This is a genomic window from Neisseria sp., from assembly GCF_030523955.1.
Classification (GTDB): domain Bacteria; phylum Pseudomonadota; class Gammaproteobacteria; order Burkholderiales; family Neisseriaceae; genus Neisseria.
This window is the reverse complement of sequence record NZ_JAUNHL010000057.1, coordinates 1-18023: the sequence shown is the minus strand read 5'-3', so window position 1 is coordinate 18023 and position 18023 is coordinate 1. Positions and strand designations below refer to the sequence as shown.

Below are 18023 nucleotides of genomic sequence, written 5' to 3'. Positions count from 1 at the left end.
TGGGCACCTCTTCGCATTTGTTGCACTTAGATTGTCAATTCAAGCTCAAAAAACCACTTCGCTGGCCAATTATCAACAGGCCCTAATCACCCCACGATTTTAAGCAAATTATTCTCATAAAAAACATTACATTAACTACATCCTATCAAGCTCTTACCACTACCTTTACACTTTCTGTCGTTAATATCCATCAAAAAATATCATTTAGCTCTTGAAATAAGAATAGTTTCCATTTATATTGTCGATAAATCCAAACAAATCATGCCCACAAAGCGTCTTAAACAAACGCGATGATTTAAATGAATTAACAAAGATGAAGAACATTACAGCCGGAGATCAATATCATGTTTGTATGTATTTGCAATGCGATTACTGACCGCCAAATTCAAGAAACCGTAGCCGCCGGCGCCAGCACCTTGAGCGATCTGCAAGCGCAATTGGGCGTAGCGACTTGTTGCGGCTGCTGCAGTGATCTGGCTTCTTCTTACCTCACCGCCAACGGCGCGCAAACCCAAAACAGCATCACTGCCGGTATTAAAGTATCCTCTTAAATTGTATCCTCTTAAATTTTTTAAAATTTAATACTCCGATATCACCGACATATTGTAATGCCTGTCTGAATCCTCATTCAGACAGGCATTGTGTTATGATAAAACCGTTTTCAAACCATAAGCAATAGAGAGAACAAATGACAGCCCAAGCCCCTACTCTGATTTCGCGCAACAAAATGTTCAACGGTCACCACGAGCGCTACCGTCATTTTTCCGAAAGCTGCCAAAGCGACATGACTTTTGCCGTTTACCTGCCGCCGCAAGCGCTGCAAGGCTACCGTGTGCCGGTGGTTTACTGGCTCTCAGGCCTCACCTGCACCGATGAGAATTTCTCCACCAAAGCCGGCGCACAACGTTTTGCCGCACACTGGGGGATTGCTTTGGTGATGCCCGACACCAGCCCGCGCGGCGAAACCGTAGCCGATGCGCCTCGTTACGACTTGGGACAAGGCGCCGGTTTTTATGTTAACGCCACCGAAGAGCCTTGGGCGGCCAATTATCAGATGTACGACTATGTAGTGAAAGAACTGCCAGCACTGATTGAAGCGCACTTTCCGGTTACCGATAAGCGCAGCATCATGGGACACAGCATGGGCGGCCACGGCGCTTTGCAAATCGCGCTGAAAAATCCCGATCGCTACGCCGCCGTTTCCGCCTTCGCCCCAATCGTCAACCCCAGCCAGACTCCGTGGGGCCAAAACGCGCTGGCCACTTATCTCGGTGAAAATCCCGAAGCTTGGGCGCAATACGACAGTACCGCCATCATTCAGACAGGCTTAGCCGGCAGCCGCAAACTGCCGATTCTGATCGACCAAGGCAGCGGCGACGAATTCTATCCCAAAGAATTGCAGCCTGAAACCTTCGTAAACGCCGCACGCGGACAGGGCTACAACGTGCGCTACCAACTGCGCGACGACTACGATCACAGCTATTATTTTATCGCTAGTTTTATCGACAGCCACATCGAATTTCACGCCGAAGCACTGGATTTATAAATATTTTTCACCAACCAGCCGGATGAAAAGAAAAAAATCTTCACATCCGGCTACAATGCGCTACAATAAAGCAGGTTCATTACCATCTAAACAAACACAGCGAGCTTTTCTGCTCTCCCAACCCATTTTTCCTTTAACCGATCAGAGCATCATGTCGCAAGAGATGGTAAAACCAGCCTTGTTTCAATCTATAAAAAACACACTGTTCTACAAAGGATAAACCATGGCCAATTTCCCTGCGCAAATTAAAATTCCCGCCGTTTACTACCGCGGCGGCACCTCCAAAGGCGTCTTCTTCAAACGCAGCGACTTGCCCGAGGCAGCACAAGAACCCGGCGAAGCACGCGATAAAATACTCTTGCGCGTCCTCGGCAGCCCTGACCCCTACGGCAAACAGATCGACGGCTTGGGCAACGCTTCTTCCTCCACCAGCAAAGCGGTCATCTTGGATAAAAGCAGCAGTGAAGATCACGATGTCGATTATTTGTTCGGCCAAGTTTCCATCGACAAACCCTTTGTCGACTGGAGCGGCAACTGCGGTAACCTCACCGCCGCCGTCGGAGCGTTCGCCATCAGCCAAGGTTTGATTGATCCTGCCAAAGTACCGCAAAACGGCATCTGCACCGTACGCATCTGGCAGAAAAACATTAGCAAAACCATCGTTGCCCACATTCCGATTACCAACGGCGAGGTGCAGGAAACCGGCGATTTCGAACTGGACGGCGTAACCTTTCCCGCCGCCGAAGTGCAAATCGAATTTCTCGATCCCGCCGACGGCGAAGGCGATATGTTTCCCACCGGCAATCTGATGGACGAACTGGACGTACCCGGCATCGGCACATTGAAAGCCACCTTAATCAACTCAGGCATCCCCACCATTTTTGTGAACGCCGCCGATATCGGCTACACCGGCACCGAATTGCAGGACGACATCAACAACGATGCCGCCGCTCTGGAAAAACTGGAAACCCTGCGTGCCTACGGTGCTTTGAAAATGGGCTTGATTAAAGACCTTTCCGAAGCCGCCACCCGCCAACACACCCCGAAAATCGCCTGGGTGGCTGCGCCGAAAGATTACATTTCATCCAGCGGCAAAGCGGTCAAGGCCGCCGATATCGATGTTTTGGTACGCGCCATGAGCATGGGCAAACTGCACCATGCCATGATGGGTACCGCTTCGGTGGCCATCGCCACTGCTGCGGCCATTCCCGGCACTTTGGTGAATCTGGCCGCCGGCGGCGGTGAGCGCAACCAAGTAGTATTCGGCCACCCTTCCGGTACTTTGCGCGTCGGTGCGGCCGCCGAACAGCAAAACGGCAAATGGACGGCCACCAAAGCTTCGATGGGCCGCAGCGCGCGTGTAATTATGGAAGGCTTCGTACGCGTACCGGGCGACTGCTTCTAAACCATTCATCCAAACAAAGCGCTTTTAAACAGCGGTAAAAAAACATTATACTGAATACTGACCGGGTTTTCTGTTTTCAGACAGGCCATGCCTGTCTGAAAACTGCCTATTGACCAAACAAATATTCAAGCAAGGAATCCACAACATGGCACATAATCTGATTTTGGTTTTGAACTGCGGCAGCTCTTCCCTCAAAGGCGCCCTCATCGACAACGAAAGCAAAGAACTTGTCATGAGCTGTCTGGCCGAAAAACTGACCACGCCGGATGCCTACATCACTTTCAAAAAAGACGGTGAAAAACACACCGTAACCTTGACCGACCGCCACGACCACACCGGCGCAGTCGGCGCACTATTGGACGAAATGAAATCGCTCGGCCTGCAAGAACATGTAAAAGCCATCGGCCACCGCGTGGTACACGGCGGCGAAAAATACAGCGGCTCGGTAGTGATTACCGACGATGTGATCGCTACGCTGGAAGATTGCATTCCACTTGCCCCTCTGCACAACCCGGCCAACCTCACCGGCATCCGCGCCGCCCAAACCATTTTCCCGGATTTACCCAATGTCGGCGTATTCGACACCGCCTTTCACCAAACCATGCCGGAACACGCCTACACTTATGCCGTACCGCGCGAACTCTACCGCCAATACGGCTTCCGACGTTACGGCTTCCACGGCACCAGCTACCGCTACGTTGCGCCAACCGCCGCCAAACTGCTGGGTACCGACGTGCAGCACTGCCGCCTGATCATTGCCCACTTGGGTAACGGCGCTTCCATTTGCGCCGTGAAAAACGGCGAATCGATGGATACCAGCATGGGCGTTACCCCGCTGGAAGGTTTGGTAATGGGCACCCGCAGCGGAGACGTTGACCCCAGCGTTTACTCCTTCCTCGCCGCCAACGCCGGTATGGATGAAAAAACCGTTACCGATATGCTGAATAAAAAATCCGGCCTGCTCGGCATTTCCGAACTCTCCAACGACTGCCGCGCCATCGAAGAAGGCGCAGCCGAAGGCCACGAAGGCGCCAAACTGGCCATGGAAGTGATGACTTACCGTCTGGCCAAATACATCGCCTCCATGGCCGTCGCCACCGGCGGCATCGATGCATTGGTATTCACCGGCGGCATCGGCGAAAACTCCATGGCCGTACGCAGCAAAACCGTTGCCTATTTAGGCTTTCTCGGTTTGGAAATCGACGAGAAAGCCAACGAAGCCACCCGCTTCGGCGCAGAAGGCGTGATCAGCCCGGCCGGTAAAAAACCCGCCGTATTGGTGGTGCCGACCAACGAAGAATTAATGATCGCCATGGACACCAGCCGTCTGGCAGGTTTGTCTTCTTAAGCAACATTCTTTTAACTTTTAAACACCTGAATAAAGTCATATGCCTGTCTGAAACATACCGGTATTGCAGCCTAGCTGCTCTACTTATTTTCAGACAGGCATTATTTTATCCAGTATTATAGAAAGCAATCCACTCAAAGCATCAGCATCATGCACTACTTCAGCATCCACACCCAATCCGGCGAGCACTTAGGCTTTCTGATCATGCTGGCGGACGATGAGAACGAAAACCCGCCGCAAAGCGGTCGTTTCGCCGTTAAACTGCAAAGCGAAACACCACCGCAAGATACCGCCGCCCTCAACGCATTAGCACCTTATCAACACAGCACCCAGCCACTTTACTGGGCGGTTGAAAAAGACAGTATTCATCTGTTTGACGAACAAAACAGCATAGGACGGTTGCGCCAAGAATTTTTAAACATCGGCGACCAAACCCTGCTGATTAACGACATTAGCGGACTGATATAAAATGGAAAGCGTGTACATTCTGATTCCCATCAGCATCATTCTTGCCTTTCTCATCGGTTATTTCTTCTGGTGGTCGGGCAAAAACGGCCAGTTCGACGATCTCGAAGGCCCCGCACACCGCATCCTGATGGACGACGATGATTATCATACCGACGATGAAAACCATAACAAACCCGATCCGACCTCCGATCGGCAGAAATCCTGAACACCTTTACGCACTCATTCCCCATGATTAAAGACAACCTCAATTTTGCCACCAGCCGCCGCTTCGCCCCGCTGTTCGGCACCCAATTCCTCGGCGCCTTCAACGACAATCTGTTCAAAACCGCGCTGTTTGTTTCCATCAGTTTTTACGGTTTAGGCCAAAACGAATGGCTGCCGGCTAATCAGATTCTCAATCTCGGCGCGCTTTTATTTATCCTGCCCTATTTCCTGTTTTCCGCCATTTCCGGCGAATTGAGCACCAAATACGACAAAGCCAATTTGGCGCGGGTAGTCAAAATACTGGAAGTGCTGATTATGCTGGCCGCCGCATACGGCTTCTATATCCAATCGGCTTCCTTGCTCTTTCTCTGCCTGTTCCTGATGGGCAGCCACTCCACCCTGTTCGGCCCTCTGAAATACGCCATCCTGCCCGACTACCTCAACCGGAAAGAGCTGATTATGGGCAACAGTCTGATCGAATCGGGCACCTTTCTGGCGATTCTATTCGGCCAGATTCTCGGCACCATGGTCGCCGGCAGCAGCCATTATGTCGTCGGCGGCTGGATACTGTTAGTTGCCGTAGCAGGTTTGGCTTTCAGCCTGTTTATGCCCAAAGTTCCGCCGAAAAACCCGCAAACCCGTATCGATCCCAATATCGCACGCAGCACCAAGAATCTGCTCAAAGAAACCTTCGCACAGCGCGAACTTTATACTGCCATCATCGGTATTTCCTGGTTCTGGCTGATCGGCGCCATCTATACCACCCAATTGCCCACCTTCACCCAATTGCATCTGGGCGGCAACGATAACGTGTTCAACCTGATGCTGGCCCTGTTTTCCATCGGCATCGCCGCCGGTTCGGTATTGTGCGCCAAACTCAGCCATCAAGAACTGCGGCTGGGATTGGTGATTATCGGCACCTTGGGGCTGACCGTATTCGGCACCCTTCTGGTTTGGCTCACCCATGCCAATCACTACACCCAATTAAGCGGCATCGGCACCTTCCTCTCGCAAGGCTACGCCTGGCCGGTAATGGCCTGCATGGCACTGATCGGTTTTTTCGGCGGCTTCTTCTCGGTACCGCTTTACACTTGGCTGCAAACCGCCAGCAGCGAAGAATTCCGCGCCCATGCCATTGCCGCCAACAACATCGTCAACGGCCTGTTTATGGTGGCAGCCGCCCTGTTTAGCGCCTTAGTGTTGTTTTTATTCAACAGCATCAGCCTGCTTTATCTGGCCGCCGCGCTCAGCAATCTGGCCATTCTCTATTATCTGGTCAAACTCGAGCCGAAAATGTGGCAAGACTTGCTCAGCTACTTCCGCTTCCCGCGCAATCGCCCATAAAACCAATAAACAAAATGCCTGTCTGAAACTTTCAGACAGGCATTTTTTTATTTTTCAAAAGAAAAGCTTACAGAGAACCGATGATACTGTTCACCATTCTGGCCGAATTCACCGAGGCCTGCTCCAAAAATTCTTCGAAGCTTATCGAAGCCTTTTCATCGGCCAAGTCCGAAATCGCACGGATAATCACAAAAGGCACCTTAAACTGTTCGCAAGTCTGCGCAATCGCCGCCGCCTCCATTTCCACCGCCTGCACGCCGAAGAAACGCTCGCGGATTTTCGCCGCCTGCTCGGAAGTATGAATAAACTGATCACCGCTCACAATCAGCCCTTTCAGAATTTTCGCATCCTTAAATTCACGCGCCGCCATACGTGCCACGCTGACCAACTGCTCTTCACTTTCAAATGCAGGGCGCATCGCCGGCACCTGGCCGTAAGCATAACCGAAAGCCGTTACATCCACGTCATGATGGGCAATCAGCGTACCGATCACCACATCGCCTACCCGCAAGCCCGGTCCGATACCGCCGGCACTACCGGTATTAATGATACAGTCGGGTTTATATTGATGTATCGCCAATGCAGTAGCAATCGCAGCATTCACCTTACCAATACCGCTTTGTATCAAAATCACATCTTTATTAAATAACTTCCCACGGAAAAACAAGAAATTACCAAATTTCTCTTCCGTAGGATGATGCATCAGATTTTTTAACAGGCTGATTTCCTGTTCCATTGCCCCGATAATGACGATGGTTTTTGCTTTCATAATGTGAATATTCCGTTTCTTATTAAAGATTTAATTAAAGCTCAAGCCGCACGCACAGTTAACACCACATGCAACCGCTGCAACCGGCCCGCTTTGCTAGATAATGCCGCATATAACCGCTGCAAAAGTTAAAAAATCTGCATAATTATGCTATAATTATATAATTAAACTCAATACCTAAATAAACTAACACACTTTACGATTATGGACGATTCATTCCACTCACCCGATGCCCGCGACCAGTTATTCGGCTGGCTGCGTTTTATGGTCGAACACAAAGCATCCGACCTATTCATAACCTCCGGTTTTCCTGCCGCCGTCAAACTCGACGGTAAAATTCAGAAAATCAGCGAAGAAGTACTGACAGCGGAAAAATGTACCGAAATTGCCGTCTCCATCATGAATACCAAGCAGATTGAAGAATTCATGTCGACCAACGAATGCAATTTCGCCATTCAATTGCCCGGTTCCGCCCGGTTCCGCGTAAACGCCATGGTGCAGCGCGGCGCTACCGCCTTGGTGCTACGTATGATTAATAGCGAAATTCCCTCTTTCGAAGCCCTTGAGTTACCCCCGATTCTGGAAAAAGTCGCCCTGCGCAAACGGGGGCTGGTGATTTTCGTCGGCGGTACCGGCTCGGGCAAATCCACCTCGCTGGCTGCCATGATCGATTACCGCAACGAAAATAGTTACGACCATATCATCACCATCGAAGACCCGATCGAATTTGTGCATATGCACAAAAACAGTATCATCACCCAACGCGAAGTCGGCGTGGATACCGACAACTGGTTTGCCGCCTTGAAAAACACCCTGCGCCAAGCCCCAGATGTGATTCTGATCGGCGAAATCCGCGACCGCGATACCATGGAATACGCGATGGCCTTTGCCGAAACCGGCCACTTGTGCATGGCTACATTGCATGCCAACAGTACCAACCAAGCGCTCGACCGCATCATCAACTTTTTCCCGGAAGAACGCCGCCACCAGCTGCTGACCGATCTTTCGTTAAACCTGCAAGCTTTCATCTCCCAACGTTTGATTCCGAAAGAACAAGGCAAAGGCCGTATCGCGGCGGTGGAAATTTTGCTGAATTCCCCGTTGATTTCCGATTTGATTCACCGCGGCGACATCCACGGCATCAAAGAAATCATGAAAAAATCCAACGATATTGGTATGCAGACTTTCGACCAAGCCTTGTACAATCTGTATGAGAATGGTCACATCTCCTATCAAGAAGCCATCAAAAACGCCGACTCAGCCAACGACTTGCGCCTCGATATCCAACTGCGCAGCCGGCGCGGCCGCCATCAAGGCGTTGACTTGGAAATCATCTGATATCGCGAACACCCAACAAGCTACCGTTATTGAAAAACATACTGATCAAAATCAAAACGACACCACTTATTATTTCGGTGTCGTTTTTTTACTTATCAATTATTTAATAGCCAAAGCTGTTTCATATAATTCCGGCTGAAAGCCGGCATAACACCGATTGCCGCTATCCAACACCGGCCGTTTGATCACGCTCGGATGTTCTGCCATCAAGCGCACTGCACCCTCTTCGTGTTCGGCTGCCGCACGTTCTTCTTCGCTCAACTTGCGCCAAGTCGTACCACGGCGGTTAAGCAGCGTTTCCAGCGGAATATCCTGTAACCAGCGGCGGATTAACGCCTCATCCGGCGGTGTTTTCTTAAAGTCAATAAATTGATAGTCCACGCCCGCCGCTGTCAGCCAGCTGCGAGCTCTCTTTACCGTATCACAATTGGGAATACCGTAAATCACCGGCATATTGCTCACTCCTAATCCCTTTTTGATGTTTCAGACAGGCCTATTTTAACAAGCAGCCGGACAAAAAATATAGCAAAATCCGCTGCCCCGGGTATAAAATAGAGCATCGAAATCAAAGCAAGTCCATCCCAACAACATAAAATCAACCTTATTTTTGCTGTCGGCCGCTTGCATTTTCCCATCTACCGTTTTGGAGTTTGTTATGAAAAAAAACCTTCTGCTGATTGCACCTGTATTGATGCTCGCCGCCTGCGGCGATAAAAACGAAGCCAGTGAATCCAACTTCAAGAAAAGCATCAGCAAAATAGCAGAACAACAAAACGTCTGCTTACCGCTGATTTTAGAACTCCAAAATCCCGACGGCTCGCCAATCCGCAAAGTGGCAGTAGGTGAAACCCAAATTCAGATTGCCGACAAAGACAAATCCGATAATAAAATCAACAAAGAAGCTTTATCTAAAATGGAAGCATTGGTCGATGCCGATATGTATCAGCAAAACGGCAAAGAAACCACCAAAACCGAAGATGCTACCATCCGCACCACCTCTTATCTCCTGACCGAGAAAGGTGCCCAACAAGTGCAAGCCACTACCGACGGTCCCGTTTTTTGCATTGGCCGTGAAAAAGTGGAAAAAATCAACTGGTTTACCGAGCCTACCCCGTCTAACGGCGTGACCGTATCCAAAGTTTCTTACCAAGCCGAATTCGTTCCTGAAAAATGGGCGAAGAAGCTATTGAAAACCGAAGGTTGGCAATATCTTGAAGAGCCGCGTGAAAAATTCACCACCCTAATCCAAACCAACACCGGCTGGCGTGATATCCGCGAATTGCGCTAAATCGCTCATACTGCCAATGCCTGTCTGAAAAAACGGAACACCGTAGCCATTTTTCAGACAGGCATTCTATTTCCTTTTTCCCTTCAGGACAAAACAAGCAAAAAGTGCTATGCTTTGAATCTTTGCATCATCTAGAACCCGAACTAGTTTTATGAAGAAACAGCTTATCGCCGGCATAGCTGGCGGCGCCGTGGCCTTAGCCGGCTTTCTAACCGTTACCCCCTATTTTCTCGGTTTGCAAGCCGAAAAAGCCCTAACAGAGCAACAAGAAATACTCGCCCGTTCGAGTTTTCTCACGGTTGAATCGCATCAATATGAGCGCGGCTGGTTCAGCTCAACCGAAACACTGGTTATCCGCCTGAAGCCCACTTTGCTGAGCAACGCCCAACAGTACCTGCCCGATAATCTGAAAACCGTTTTCAGTGAACCGATAACCCTCGTCAACCACATTCAACACGGCCCGTTTGCCAACGGCTTAACGCCCGTAAGTGCTTATGTGGAAACCGAGTTCCAATACCGCCCTGAAACCGTCAAAGTGCTCAAACGCTTCTTCGGCGACCAAGCACCGGTAAGCATGAGCAATACCATCTATCTTGGCCGATCGGGCAAAATCGATACCAGCATCCCCGCTTTCGATTATGAAGAGCTCTCCGGCATCAAGCTTGACTGGAAAGGCTTGACCGGCCAAACCGATTACGACAGCGGGTGGAACAACTACAGCCACCAACTGCAATCGCCTGGCGTACACATCCAATTGGCCGACAAAGGCAGCATCAGCCTGGATAAACTCAATATCACCAGCGATACCCGCGACGGCGCCCATCAAATATCCTTGGGCAACAGCCACTTCCAGCTTGGCCGCTTCGCCATGGAATGGAAAGAAGGCATAGGCTACGACATCAAGCTCAATCAATTGGTGAATCTGGTTACCGATCTGCAAATCGGTGCCTTCATCAACCCTACCGGCACCATCGCGCCGTCTAAGATCGTGGTCGATAATCTGTCGTTCCAAACCAAAATGGATGAGAAAGAAGGCTGGATAGACAGCGAAGGCCGTTTCCAATTTGAAAAACTCGCCTATGGCAACGAACAATACGGCCCCTTGGATATCAATGTCGCTGCCGAACATCTGGATGCCCAAGCATTACAAGCCTTGAAACAGAAAATGGCCGAAATCGCAGGCAAGCAAATGAGCGAAGAACAGATACAGGCTGAATTGGTGAAAACCGCTAAAACCGATGCCGTCGGCCTGTTTACCAACAATCCGAAAATCAAGCTGAAAACCTTCGATTTCACCATGCCCGCAGGCAAAATACAGTCATCCGGCGAATTGGCCTTTAACGGCCTGGCCGCCGCAGATTTAAACGACGTTAGCCAAATCCTGAAAAAAACCCATGCCGATTTCCGCCTGCATGTACCCGAAAAGCTGCTGGAACAATTGGCCATCAACCAAGCCAGTAACGTATTTAGCGTTAATCCGGAAGATGCCGCCGCCGGTACCGCCAGCATGGAAGACATCAACGACACCATCCGCCTAATGGTGGAAACCACCGTCAAATCCATGCACGCCGACGGCTACCTCACCCTCACCAACGGCAATATCGACACCCGCATCGTTTTGCAGCAAAACCGCTTAACCCTAAACGGCAAAGAATTGCAGAACGAACCGGAAGAAATACCGTTTGACGAACCCGCTTCCGGCGCAGCAAGCGCAACAGGCAGCAACCATGCCGCGCAAAATGCAACCCAAGCATCAGCGGCATCCCAACCGTAACACCAAGCTTACGGTTGTAACAACCCGCGCCGCCGAAGTTTTCTTCCGGCGGCGCAAGTTTTCAGACAGGCATACTGCCGCACTGCTTTGCCCTGTATAATCCGATTTATCTTATTGATTCGATTCCATCATGACACCCAATCAACTCAACCGCACCGCCGAAATACTCGCCGCCATGCTCACCTTCAAGCAGCCGGCCGATGCCGTGTTGTCCGCCTACTTTCGCGAGCACAAAAAACTCGGCCGGCAAGACCGCCACGAAATTGCCGAAACCGCATTTGCCGCCCTGCGCCATTATCAGAAAATCGCCGCCGCCCTGCGCCGCCCCGAAGCGCAACCGCGCAAAGCCGCATTGGCCGCACTGGTCTTGGGCCGCAGCTTCAATCTCAGCCAGCTGCAAGAATTGGCCGACGAAACAGAGCGCGAATTCTTAAGCCAGTTGAAAAGCCGCAAAAGCGAATTTGCTCAACAACTCAGCACTGCCGCCGAACTGCCAGAATGGCTGATTGAAATCTTGAAAACGCAACAGAACGAAGTGGAAATCCTAGCCTTCGGCCGCAGCGTTGCCAGCCCCGCGGCGCTGGATTTGCGTGTCAACACCCTAAAGGGCAAGCGTGATAAGGTATTGGACACGCTCACCACCGAAGGCCATGCCGCATCAGCTACACCTTATTCACCTTGGGGCATACGGCTTACCGACAAAATCGCCCTCAACAAACACCCTCTATTTCTCGACGGCACGCTGGAAGTGCAAGACGAAGGCAGCCAATTGCTCGCCTTGCTGCTCGGCGCCAAACGCGGCGACATCGCCGTGGATTTCTGCGCCGGCGCCGGCGGCAAAACGCTGGCCATCGGTGCCATGATGGCCAACAAAGGCCGCATCTACGCCTTTGATATTGCTGAAAAACGACTGGCCAACCTCAAACCGCGCATGGTACGCGCCGGACTCACCAACATCCATCCCGAGCGCATCAGCAGCGAACACGATCCGCGTATCGCACGCCTGCAACAAAAAGCCGACCGCGTTTTGGTGGACGCTCCTTGCTCCGGTTTGGGTACTCTGCGCCGCAATCCCGATTTAAAATACCGGCAATCGCCGGAAACACTGGCCAAACTGATTGAGCAGCAGCACAGCATTTTGGCTGCGGCCTCTGGCTTAGTCAAACCCGGCGGCCGGCTGGTTTATGCCACTTGCAGTATGCTGCAAGCGGAAAACCAGCAACAAGTCGAACGCTTTCTGGCCGAACATCCCGATTTCGAACTGCTGGATAGCTCTGAATTATTACAGTCTGCCAAAATCAATTTGAATACCGGCCGCTATCTGAGCCTGGATTCCGGCCTCCACGGTACCGATGGCTTTTTTGCCGCCGCCATACAGCGCAAAGCCGCTTAACAGTTCTGCTATAATGAGCGCAGGATTACAGCACACACCTATTTTTTGAGGAAATAAACCATGAGCATCCAAGAACAAATCAAAGAAGTTGTCACCACCCATCGCGTGGTCCTCTTTATGAAAGGCACCAAACAATTTCCGCAATGCGGCTTTTCATCCCGCGCGGTACAAATCCTGCAAGCAGCCGGCTGCAATGATTTTGTGACTGTAAACGTATTGGAAAACGAAGCCGTTCGCCAAGGCATCAAAGAATATTCCGACTGGCCGACCATTCCGCAACTCTATGTAAACGGCGAATTCATCGGCGGCTCCGATATCATGATGGAAATGTTTGAAGCCGGCGAATTGCAGGAAGTTTTGAAAGCCTAATATATTTTTATCGCTAACTGATTGATAAGGCGGTATTTCAGCAAACCAAATATTATGTTTGCATGAAATGCCGCCTATATTGCCGCCTGCAAGGCCCCATTCATTGCACATCGGAAACTTTCCCGACACCGCCAACTAATGCTAATATCAACTTATCTGACGTTCGGCAAAGCACTGCCCGTTCGGGTTTTGCCATCTCACTATCATTAATTAAGGAGAACAAGCATGAATCAGAATCTGTCTTGGGAAATGCAATTGGCGCTGGCTGCCTTAGCCGGCTTGGCCATCGGCCTGTTGGTGATGTGGCTGATTATGCGCTCCTCCCGCAGCAAAAATAAAGAACATGAGGAACTGGTTCAAAAATTCCAGAATTACCGTCAGGAAGTCGATAAGCATTTTGTCGATACCGCTGCCGCAGTCGACGAGCTAAACCGCAGCTATCAGAAAGTGATTCAACACCTAAGCAGCGGCGCACAAAGCCTGATGGATAAAGAAACCTTGCAAGAACAGCTCACCCGCCGTACCAACAAAGCGGTTACCGTGGCCTATCTGGCATCAAGTACAGATCCGCTGGTTCAGGAATCGGATTACGACAGAAAAACCGTGGTGGTACCGGATGATATCCCTGTAAAAAATACTTCAGATATTGATCCGGTCGAGCAGATTCCGGTTAGCGAAGTACCGGTAACCGAATCGCCGCATACCACAGCCGTCGCGGCTGATGCCCATCCTGCGGTGGAAATAGCGGCGGAAGTCGAATCCGCCCGCAAATCTTGATGCGGCAATACGCATCTCTTTAGTGAGTTAACATATTTTCAATACAAAGGCAGCAAGAACGTAGCAGAAGCCAAGTTAATCACTATTTCCAAATAACAGAATCTATATATAACGGGAAGCGTCCGATAGTTTTTTCAGACAGGCATTTATCACAAAAAGGGGCGATACCGGTTTTCCGGCCTGCCCCTTTTTTATCTGCCTTATTTTATTTTCTCCGCACCGCTTGGAGCTTGGTACTCAATGTCTGCCGCAAACTGGCTATTATCCACCTTACTTTTTTTACCAGTATTATTTACATTATTACCACTGGTAAAACACAACCATTGGGCATTTCGCATTTTCGATTTCCCCAGGCTGCAAATTGCCATGCTTAACTTTGCCTGCCTGATTGCCCAACTGATTCTCCAACCCGCACCTACCGCTCTATTCCTGCTGCTGGCGCTCGCCAATCTCATCTGCTTTATTTACCAACTCAAAGAAGTCCGCGCCTACACCCGCCTTGCCAAACCTGAAGTTATGCATTACCAAGGACCGGACAATCAGCGTACCCTCTCACTGCTCACCAGCAACGTACTCACCCCAAATCGGCGTGCAGACTTACTGTTAGAGCAAATACACCGTCACGCACCCGACGTGGTGTTGACTTTAGAGAGCGACGCATGGTGGGAACAGCAGTTGTCTATCCTAGAAAACGAATGGAATTACCGCTATACCGTGAAGATCCCGCTTGATAATCTTTACGGCATGCATCTATACAGCCGCCTCCCCTTAAAAAATGTGGAAATACGCCATTGGGTAACCGAAGACATTCCTTCGATCGTTGCCCAATTACAACTGCATTCAGGCGAGTGGATACACCTTTACTGTCTGCACCCGATGCCGCCCAGCCCCACCGAAGCAGATACTTCTACCGACCGCGATGCCGAACTGCTGCTGGTGGGTAAGGAAATTGCCAAACACGACCACTCGGTACTGGTATTCGGCGATTTGAACGACGTTGCTTGGTCTTACACTTCTCGCCTGTTCCAACAAATCAGCGGCTTGCTTGATCCGCGCAAAGGTCGGGGCATGTTCAATACTTTTCACGCCCGCTATCCGCTCTGCCGCTGGCCCTTGGATCACATTTTCCACAGCAGCGACTTTATGATGAGCGATATCAAAGTTTTATCCGATATCGGCTCCGATCATTTTCCGGTCTACGGCAAATTCCAATTTGCCCCAGCCGCCGAGTCTTTACAAGAAAAAGAAGCGCCTGAAGCCGAGGACGTTCAGGAAGCCAAAGAAAAAATTGCCGAGGCAGAGCCGATTAAAGAAGTGGTTAAAGAAAAATATAATCATGAAGCCGACAAACACTCTTGATGATATAAATAATTGAATAAATTAATCTATTTAAAAACAATATAGCCGCATACCAGTACAAATGGTATGGCAAGGCGCAGCAAGGCCTTGGCAGAAAATAAATTAATACCACCAAAAAGCGAGTTGATGCTTTGCAAAACCGCCATCTGCGGCGTATTTCTTCGTTGTGTGTTTATACGCTCCTTTACGGCTGCCCACTCGCTTAGCCCTATACTTGACATGTTTGCACTCTCAGCGTTGCTACGCCTTGGACTATAGTGAATCCACACATTTTCAGTACAAGGCAGCAAGCCGCAGACAGTACAGATAGTACGGCAAGACGCAGCAACGCCGTAATGGAGTAAGTGGATTTACTATACATCCACAGAGCTGGGGATTTTACAAAGATCTTGATTTGTACAAGCAAAATGCCTGTCTGAAAGCCTTATTTTCAGATAGGCATTTTTGCTTTTAAGTATGAGGTCTTCGTAAAAAGCTGTTTTATAGTGGCTTAAATTCAGAATTGATTGATGTTTCCTTATACTCGGACTTGACCCGAGCATGACGCAAGTGCTTAAAGTATAGTGACTTAAATTCAGAATAGTACAGCGTTGCCTCACCTCGCCGTACTATCTGTACTGTCTGCGGCTCGGCGCCTTGTCCTATTCTGAATTTAAGCCACTATATCAAAAAGAATGTTGCCAAGGTCTCAAATGGTACGGCAAGGCGTAAGCAACGACGCATCGAAAATTAAACTAATCTGTCATATTATAAAATGCCTGTCTGAAAGGTTTTCAGACAGGCATTTTCTCACTTGGATATTAGGTCGTGTAGTCGACCGCGTTGCGACGGTATTTTTGGTTAAAATCCGTACCTGCGCGTTAGGTAGCGTAGCGGACTTGCGAAGCTAAAATGCTCACAAGATGTTCAATCTTGCTGTGCTTTTTGCCTTGCATCTGCGGATTTCTCCTCAAAAAACCGCTTCGCAAGCTTTCTGACTACACGACCTAAGCTATAAGAAAATTGCTTTCATTAACCTCCAAACCAGATTGCAGCTTAGCAAACTGTACCGCCGCCGCACCTCCTGCACCATCTGCGTCATAAGTAAGCGCACCGGTATCTTGGTTATAGTCGATCAAATCCATCAAATTATTTTTTGAGGCATCCAATTTGTTAAATATATAAGAAGCCAGCATGATCATATCGGTACCGGGATTAAAATCAACAATGGTATCGATATTGTTTTCGCCCAATGCGGTATCAAATACAAATACATCGCGCCCATCTCCACCGGTTAACGTATCGTTACCCAAGCCGCCTGCTAAGCGATCGTCACCAGCCAAACCGTCCAATACATTATTTTTAGCATCGCCTTGCAATGTATTGTTTTCATCGTCTGCGTTGATGGCTACGGGAGCGCTTTGAACTTTGCTATTTCCGTCCGCCGAAGTATAGACACGGATATAATCTATCTCTGTTGTTACTTTATTCGGCGTAGCTTCAGTAGGCGCCCCTGTCCAGTTATCCTGACCGCCAATACCGCCGGTGAACATGATATTCCAAGTATCTTCCGTACGGTTCTCACCTTGAGCAGTCATAATAAACTTATTGTACACACCCGGACCAAACTGATCGGTTTTGAAAGAATAAGTTATCTTATTGTCCACCAAATAAGTAATTACGGCTTCGTTCTCAACATCCCCTCTTGTAATCTCCACAGAATAAATATGGAAATTTTCATCAATTTCATCGTTTAATGCCGTTCTGCGGTCTTGGCCGCGCGGCACATTAATATCTAATTTACCGCTATATGAAAAACCATTCTCATCCGTACTACTGGTACTAGGGGTATTGTTATGAATATGGTTGTTTTGTGTGACCACATTATCACCCGTCTGGTTGACAAAAAATTCGGCAATATCAAATTCTGCGACACTTGCACCTTTATAATGCGTTAACCAAGGGCCATGCCAAATACCTTCATTGTTAGCAATTTTGGCTTTCACATCAATTCGCGAATATAATGGGTAAAACTCACCAACATCGCGTGAATTAAATGCTCCCGAACTCCAGCCTTGTTGTCCATTTACCTGATTCTCCACGGTATTTGGCAATTTTTCGGATTCAATAGTCAATACACCCAAACCATCTTTATTCGTCCCTACTTTTACCTGATCCGGATGGTAAGTCGAAAGCATTCCATCGGGCTGACCGAATGTCGCACCATAATTAGGTATATCACCCTTTTTCGAGCCCAATACAAACCATTTATCTGTATTAATCTCATTCCCGTTAAATTCATCGCCTCCGTAATACAGATAACCGGACGGTGCCACAATATCCGAAGACACGCTAATCGTATCAGTGGCTTCTCCAAGTTTCGCGGTCACTTCAGATTTTGCTTGAGCAGTAAAAATACCTCCGCCCACTTTCAGCTCGAATACGCCATCAGCATTTACTGTGGTCTCGTATTTAGAGGTGCCGATGGTAATGTTTACCGTATCGCCGTTATTAAACTCACCTTCCACCTTACCAGAAATGAGAATATCTTTTTCCGCCTCTTCAGCGCTCACCGAGTTATTACCTGCAATCTGGTTTAATGAAATGCTGTTTTTCGGAACGGTTGGTTCGGGCGTAATCGGCTCATCCGATGTCGTCGGCT

General features: G+C 49.3%; 18 protein-coding genes. 14 read left to right on the top strand and 4 right to left on the bottom strand.

Annotated elements, in window-relative coordinates:
- The first annotated feature begins 344 nt into the window (after positions 1-344).
- From Q4C79_RS10875 to Q4C79_RS10845, 7 genes are all read left to right on the top strand, one after another.
- Entirely contained in the window at positions 345-551 is a 207-nt protein-coding gene (locus Q4C79_RS10875) for a (2Fe-2S)-binding protein (protein ID WP_303091041.1), read from the top strand.
- 137 nt (positions 552-688) lie between these two features.
- Positions 689-1546 (top strand): S-formylglutathione hydrolase, encoded by an 858-nt coding sequence (fghA, locus tag Q4C79_RS10870; RefSeq protein ID WP_303091040.1) that lies wholly within the window; start codon positions 689-691, stop codon positions 1544-1546.
- Positions 1547-1769: 223 nt separating this feature from the next.
- Entirely contained in the window at positions 1770-2951 is a 1182-nt protein-coding gene (gene prpF / locus Q4C79_RS10865) for a 2-methylaconitate cis-trans isomerase PrpF (RefSeq protein WP_303091039.1), read from the top strand.
- Between the two features lie 145 nt (positions 2952-3096).
- Positions 3097-4299 (top strand): acetate kinase, encoded by a 1203-nt coding sequence (locus Q4C79_RS10860; RefSeq protein WP_303091038.1) that lies wholly within the window; start codon positions 3097-3099, stop codon positions 4297-4299.
- A gap of 150 nt (positions 4300-4449) precedes the next feature.
- Positions 4450-4767: a hypothetical protein gene (locus Q4C79_RS10855; RefSeq protein WP_303091037.1), complete on the top strand. Its 318-nt coding sequence runs from the start codon at positions 4450-4452 to the stop codon at positions 4765-4767.
- Position 4768: 1 nt separating this feature from the next.
- On the top strand, positions 4769-4972 hold the full coding sequence (gene ccoS / locus Q4C79_RS10850; protein WP_303091036.1) for a cbb3-type cytochrome oxidase assembly protein CcoS: 204 nt from the start codon (positions 4769-4771) through the stop codon (positions 4970-4972).
- A 23-nt stretch (positions 4973-4995) separates the two neighbouring features.
- On the top strand, positions 4996-6315 hold the full coding sequence (locus Q4C79_RS10845) for an MFS transporter (RefSeq protein WP_303091035.1): 1320 nt from the start codon (positions 4996-4998) through the stop codon (positions 6313-6315).
- A 67-nt stretch (positions 6316-6382) separates the two neighbouring features.
- Here Q4C79_RS10845 and Q4C79_RS10840 read toward each other — a convergent pair whose 3' ends face one another.
- A complete protein-coding gene (locus tag Q4C79_RS10840; RefSeq protein ID WP_303091034.1) occupies positions 6383-7084 on the bottom strand; it encodes a 5'-methylthioadenosine/adenosylhomocysteine nucleosidase in 702 nt (233 codons plus the stop codon).
- 204 nt (positions 7085-7288) lie between these two features.
- Here Q4C79_RS10840 and Q4C79_RS10835 point away from each other — a divergent pair, with 204 nt between their 5' ends.
- Positions 7289-8422, top strand: a complete 1134-nt coding sequence (locus Q4C79_RS10835) for a PilT/PilU family type 4a pilus ATPase (protein ID WP_303091033.1) — start codon at positions 7289-7291, stop codon at positions 8420-8422.
- A gap of 99 nt (positions 8423-8521) precedes the next feature.
- Here the strand turns inward: Q4C79_RS10835 and Q4C79_RS10830 are convergent, their stop codons facing one another.
- On the bottom strand, positions 8522-8875 hold the full coding sequence (locus Q4C79_RS10830; protein WP_303091042.1) for a Spx/MgsR family RNA polymerase-binding regulatory protein: 354 nt from the start codon (positions 8873-8875) through the stop codon (positions 8522-8524).
- Between the two features lie 202 nt (positions 8876-9077).
- Here Q4C79_RS10830 and Q4C79_RS10825 point away from each other — a divergent pair, with 202 nt between their 5' ends.
- The 5 genes from Q4C79_RS10825 to Q4C79_RS10805 all read left to right on the top strand — a co-directional run bounded on the left by Q4C79_RS10825 (position 9078) and on the right by Q4C79_RS10805 (position 14023).
- Positions 9078-9710, top strand: a complete 633-nt coding sequence (locus Q4C79_RS10825) for a hypothetical protein (protein WP_303091032.1) — start codon at positions 9078-9080, stop codon at positions 9708-9710.
- Between the two features lie 151 nt (positions 9711-9861).
- Positions 9862-11484: a YdgA family protein gene (locus tag Q4C79_RS10820; protein ID WP_303091031.1), complete on the top strand. Its 1623-nt coding sequence runs from the start codon at positions 9862-9864 to the stop codon at positions 11482-11484.
- Positions 11485-11614: 130 nt separating this feature from the next.
- Positions 11615-12877, top strand: a complete 1263-nt coding sequence (locus Q4C79_RS10815; RefSeq protein WP_303091030.1) for an RsmB/NOP family class I SAM-dependent RNA methyltransferase — start codon at positions 11615-11617, stop codon at positions 12875-12877.
- Positions 12878-12937: 60 nt separating this feature from the next.
- Positions 12938-13246 (top strand): Grx4 family monothiol glutaredoxin, encoded by a 309-nt coding sequence (gene grxD, locus Q4C79_RS10810; protein ID WP_303091029.1) that lies wholly within the window; start codon positions 12938-12940, stop codon positions 13244-13246.
- A gap of 225 nt (positions 13247-13471) precedes the next feature.
- On the top strand, positions 13472-14023 hold the full coding sequence (locus tag Q4C79_RS10805; RefSeq protein WP_303091028.1) for a DUF1043 family protein: 552 nt from the start codon (positions 13472-13474) through the stop codon (positions 14021-14023).
- Positions 14024-14223: 200 nt separating this feature from the next.
- Here the strand turns inward: Q4C79_RS10805 and Q4C79_RS10800 are convergent, their stop codons facing one another.
- The gene (locus Q4C79_RS10800) at positions 14224-14361 is read right to left on the bottom strand and encodes a hypothetical protein (RefSeq protein ID WP_303091027.1); all 138 of its coding nucleotides are present in this window, start codon (positions 14359-14361) and stop codon (positions 14224-14226) included.
- A 28-nt stretch (positions 14362-14389) separates the two neighbouring features.
- On the opposite strand from Q4C79_RS10800, the gene Q4C79_RS10795 reads away from it, so the two are divergent.
- Positions 14390-15382 carry an endonuclease/exonuclease/phosphatase family protein gene (locus Q4C79_RS10795; RefSeq protein WP_303091026.1) on the top strand — a complete coding sequence of 331 codons (993 nt, stop codon included), beginning with the start codon at positions 14390-14392 and terminating at the stop codon, positions 15380-15382.
- Between the two features lie 986 nt (positions 15383-16368).
- Here Q4C79_RS10795 and Q4C79_RS10790 read toward each other — a convergent pair.
- On the bottom strand, positions 16369-18023 hold a 1655-nt coding region (locus tag Q4C79_RS10790; RefSeq protein ID WP_303091025.1), incomplete at its 5' end, for a family 16 glycosylhydrolase.

What these genes read in the sequence shown, in the direction of transcription:
- Q4C79_RS10875 (WP_303091041.1), top strand. Translation starts at nt 345, where the DNA reads ATGTTTGTATGTATTTGCAATGCGATTACTGACCGCCAAATTCAAGAA.
- fghA (WP_303091040.1), top strand. Translation starts at nt 689, where the DNA reads ATGACAGCCCAAGCCCCTACTCTGATTTCGCGCAACAAAATGTTCAAC.
- prpF (WP_303091039.1), top strand. Translation starts at nt 1,770, where the DNA reads ATGGCCAATTTCCCTGCGCAAATTAAAATTCCCGCCGTTTACTACCGC.
- Q4C79_RS10860 (WP_303091038.1), top strand. Translation starts at nt 3,097, where the DNA reads ATGGCACATAATCTGATTTTGGTTTTGAACTGCGGCAGCTCTTCCCTC.
- Q4C79_RS10855 (WP_303091037.1), top strand. Translation starts at nt 4,450, where the DNA reads ATGCACTACTTCAGCATCCACACCCAATCCGGCGAGCACTTAGGCTTT.
- ccoS (WP_303091036.1), top strand. Translation starts at nt 4,769, where the DNA reads ATGGAAAGCGTGTACATTCTGATTCCCATCAGCATCATTCTTGCCTTT.
- Q4C79_RS10845 (WP_303091035.1), top strand. Translation starts at nt 4,996, where the DNA reads ATGATTAAAGACAACCTCAATTTTGCCACCAGCCGCCGCTTCGCCCCG.
- Q4C79_RS10840 (WP_303091034.1), bottom strand. Translation starts at nt 7,084, where the DNA reads ATGAAAGCAAAAACCATCGTCATTATCGGGGCAATGGAACAGGAAATC.
- Q4C79_RS10835 (WP_303091033.1), top strand. Translation starts at nt 7,289, where the DNA reads ATGGACGATTCATTCCACTCACCCGATGCCCGCGACCAGTTATTCGGC.
- Q4C79_RS10830 (WP_303091042.1), bottom strand. Translation starts at nt 8,875, where the DNA reads ATGCCGGTGATTTACGGTATTCCCAATTGTGATACGGTAAAGAGAGCT.
- Q4C79_RS10825 (WP_303091032.1), top strand. Translation starts at nt 9,078, where the DNA reads ATGAAAAAAAACCTTCTGCTGATTGCACCTGTATTGATGCTCGCCGCC.
- Q4C79_RS10820 (WP_303091031.1), top strand. Translation starts at nt 9,862, where the DNA reads ATGAAGAAACAGCTTATCGCCGGCATAGCTGGCGGCGCCGTGGCCTTA.
- Q4C79_RS10815 (WP_303091030.1), top strand. Translation starts at nt 11,615, where the DNA reads ATGACACCCAATCAACTCAACCGCACCGCCGAAATACTCGCCGCCATG.
- grxD (WP_303091029.1), top strand. Translation starts at nt 12,938, where the DNA reads ATGAGCATCCAAGAACAAATCAAAGAAGTTGTCACCACCCATCGCGTG.
- Q4C79_RS10805 (WP_303091028.1), top strand. Translation starts at nt 13,472, where the DNA reads ATGAATCAGAATCTGTCTTGGGAAATGCAATTGGCGCTGGCTGCCTTA.
- Q4C79_RS10800 (WP_303091027.1), bottom strand. Translation starts at nt 14,361, where the DNA reads ATGCGAAATGCCCAATGGTTGTGTTTTACCAGTGGTAATAATGTAAAT.
- Q4C79_RS10795 (WP_303091026.1), top strand. Translation starts at nt 14,390, where the DNA reads ATGCTTAACTTTGCCTGCCTGATTGCCCAACTGATTCTCCAACCCGCA.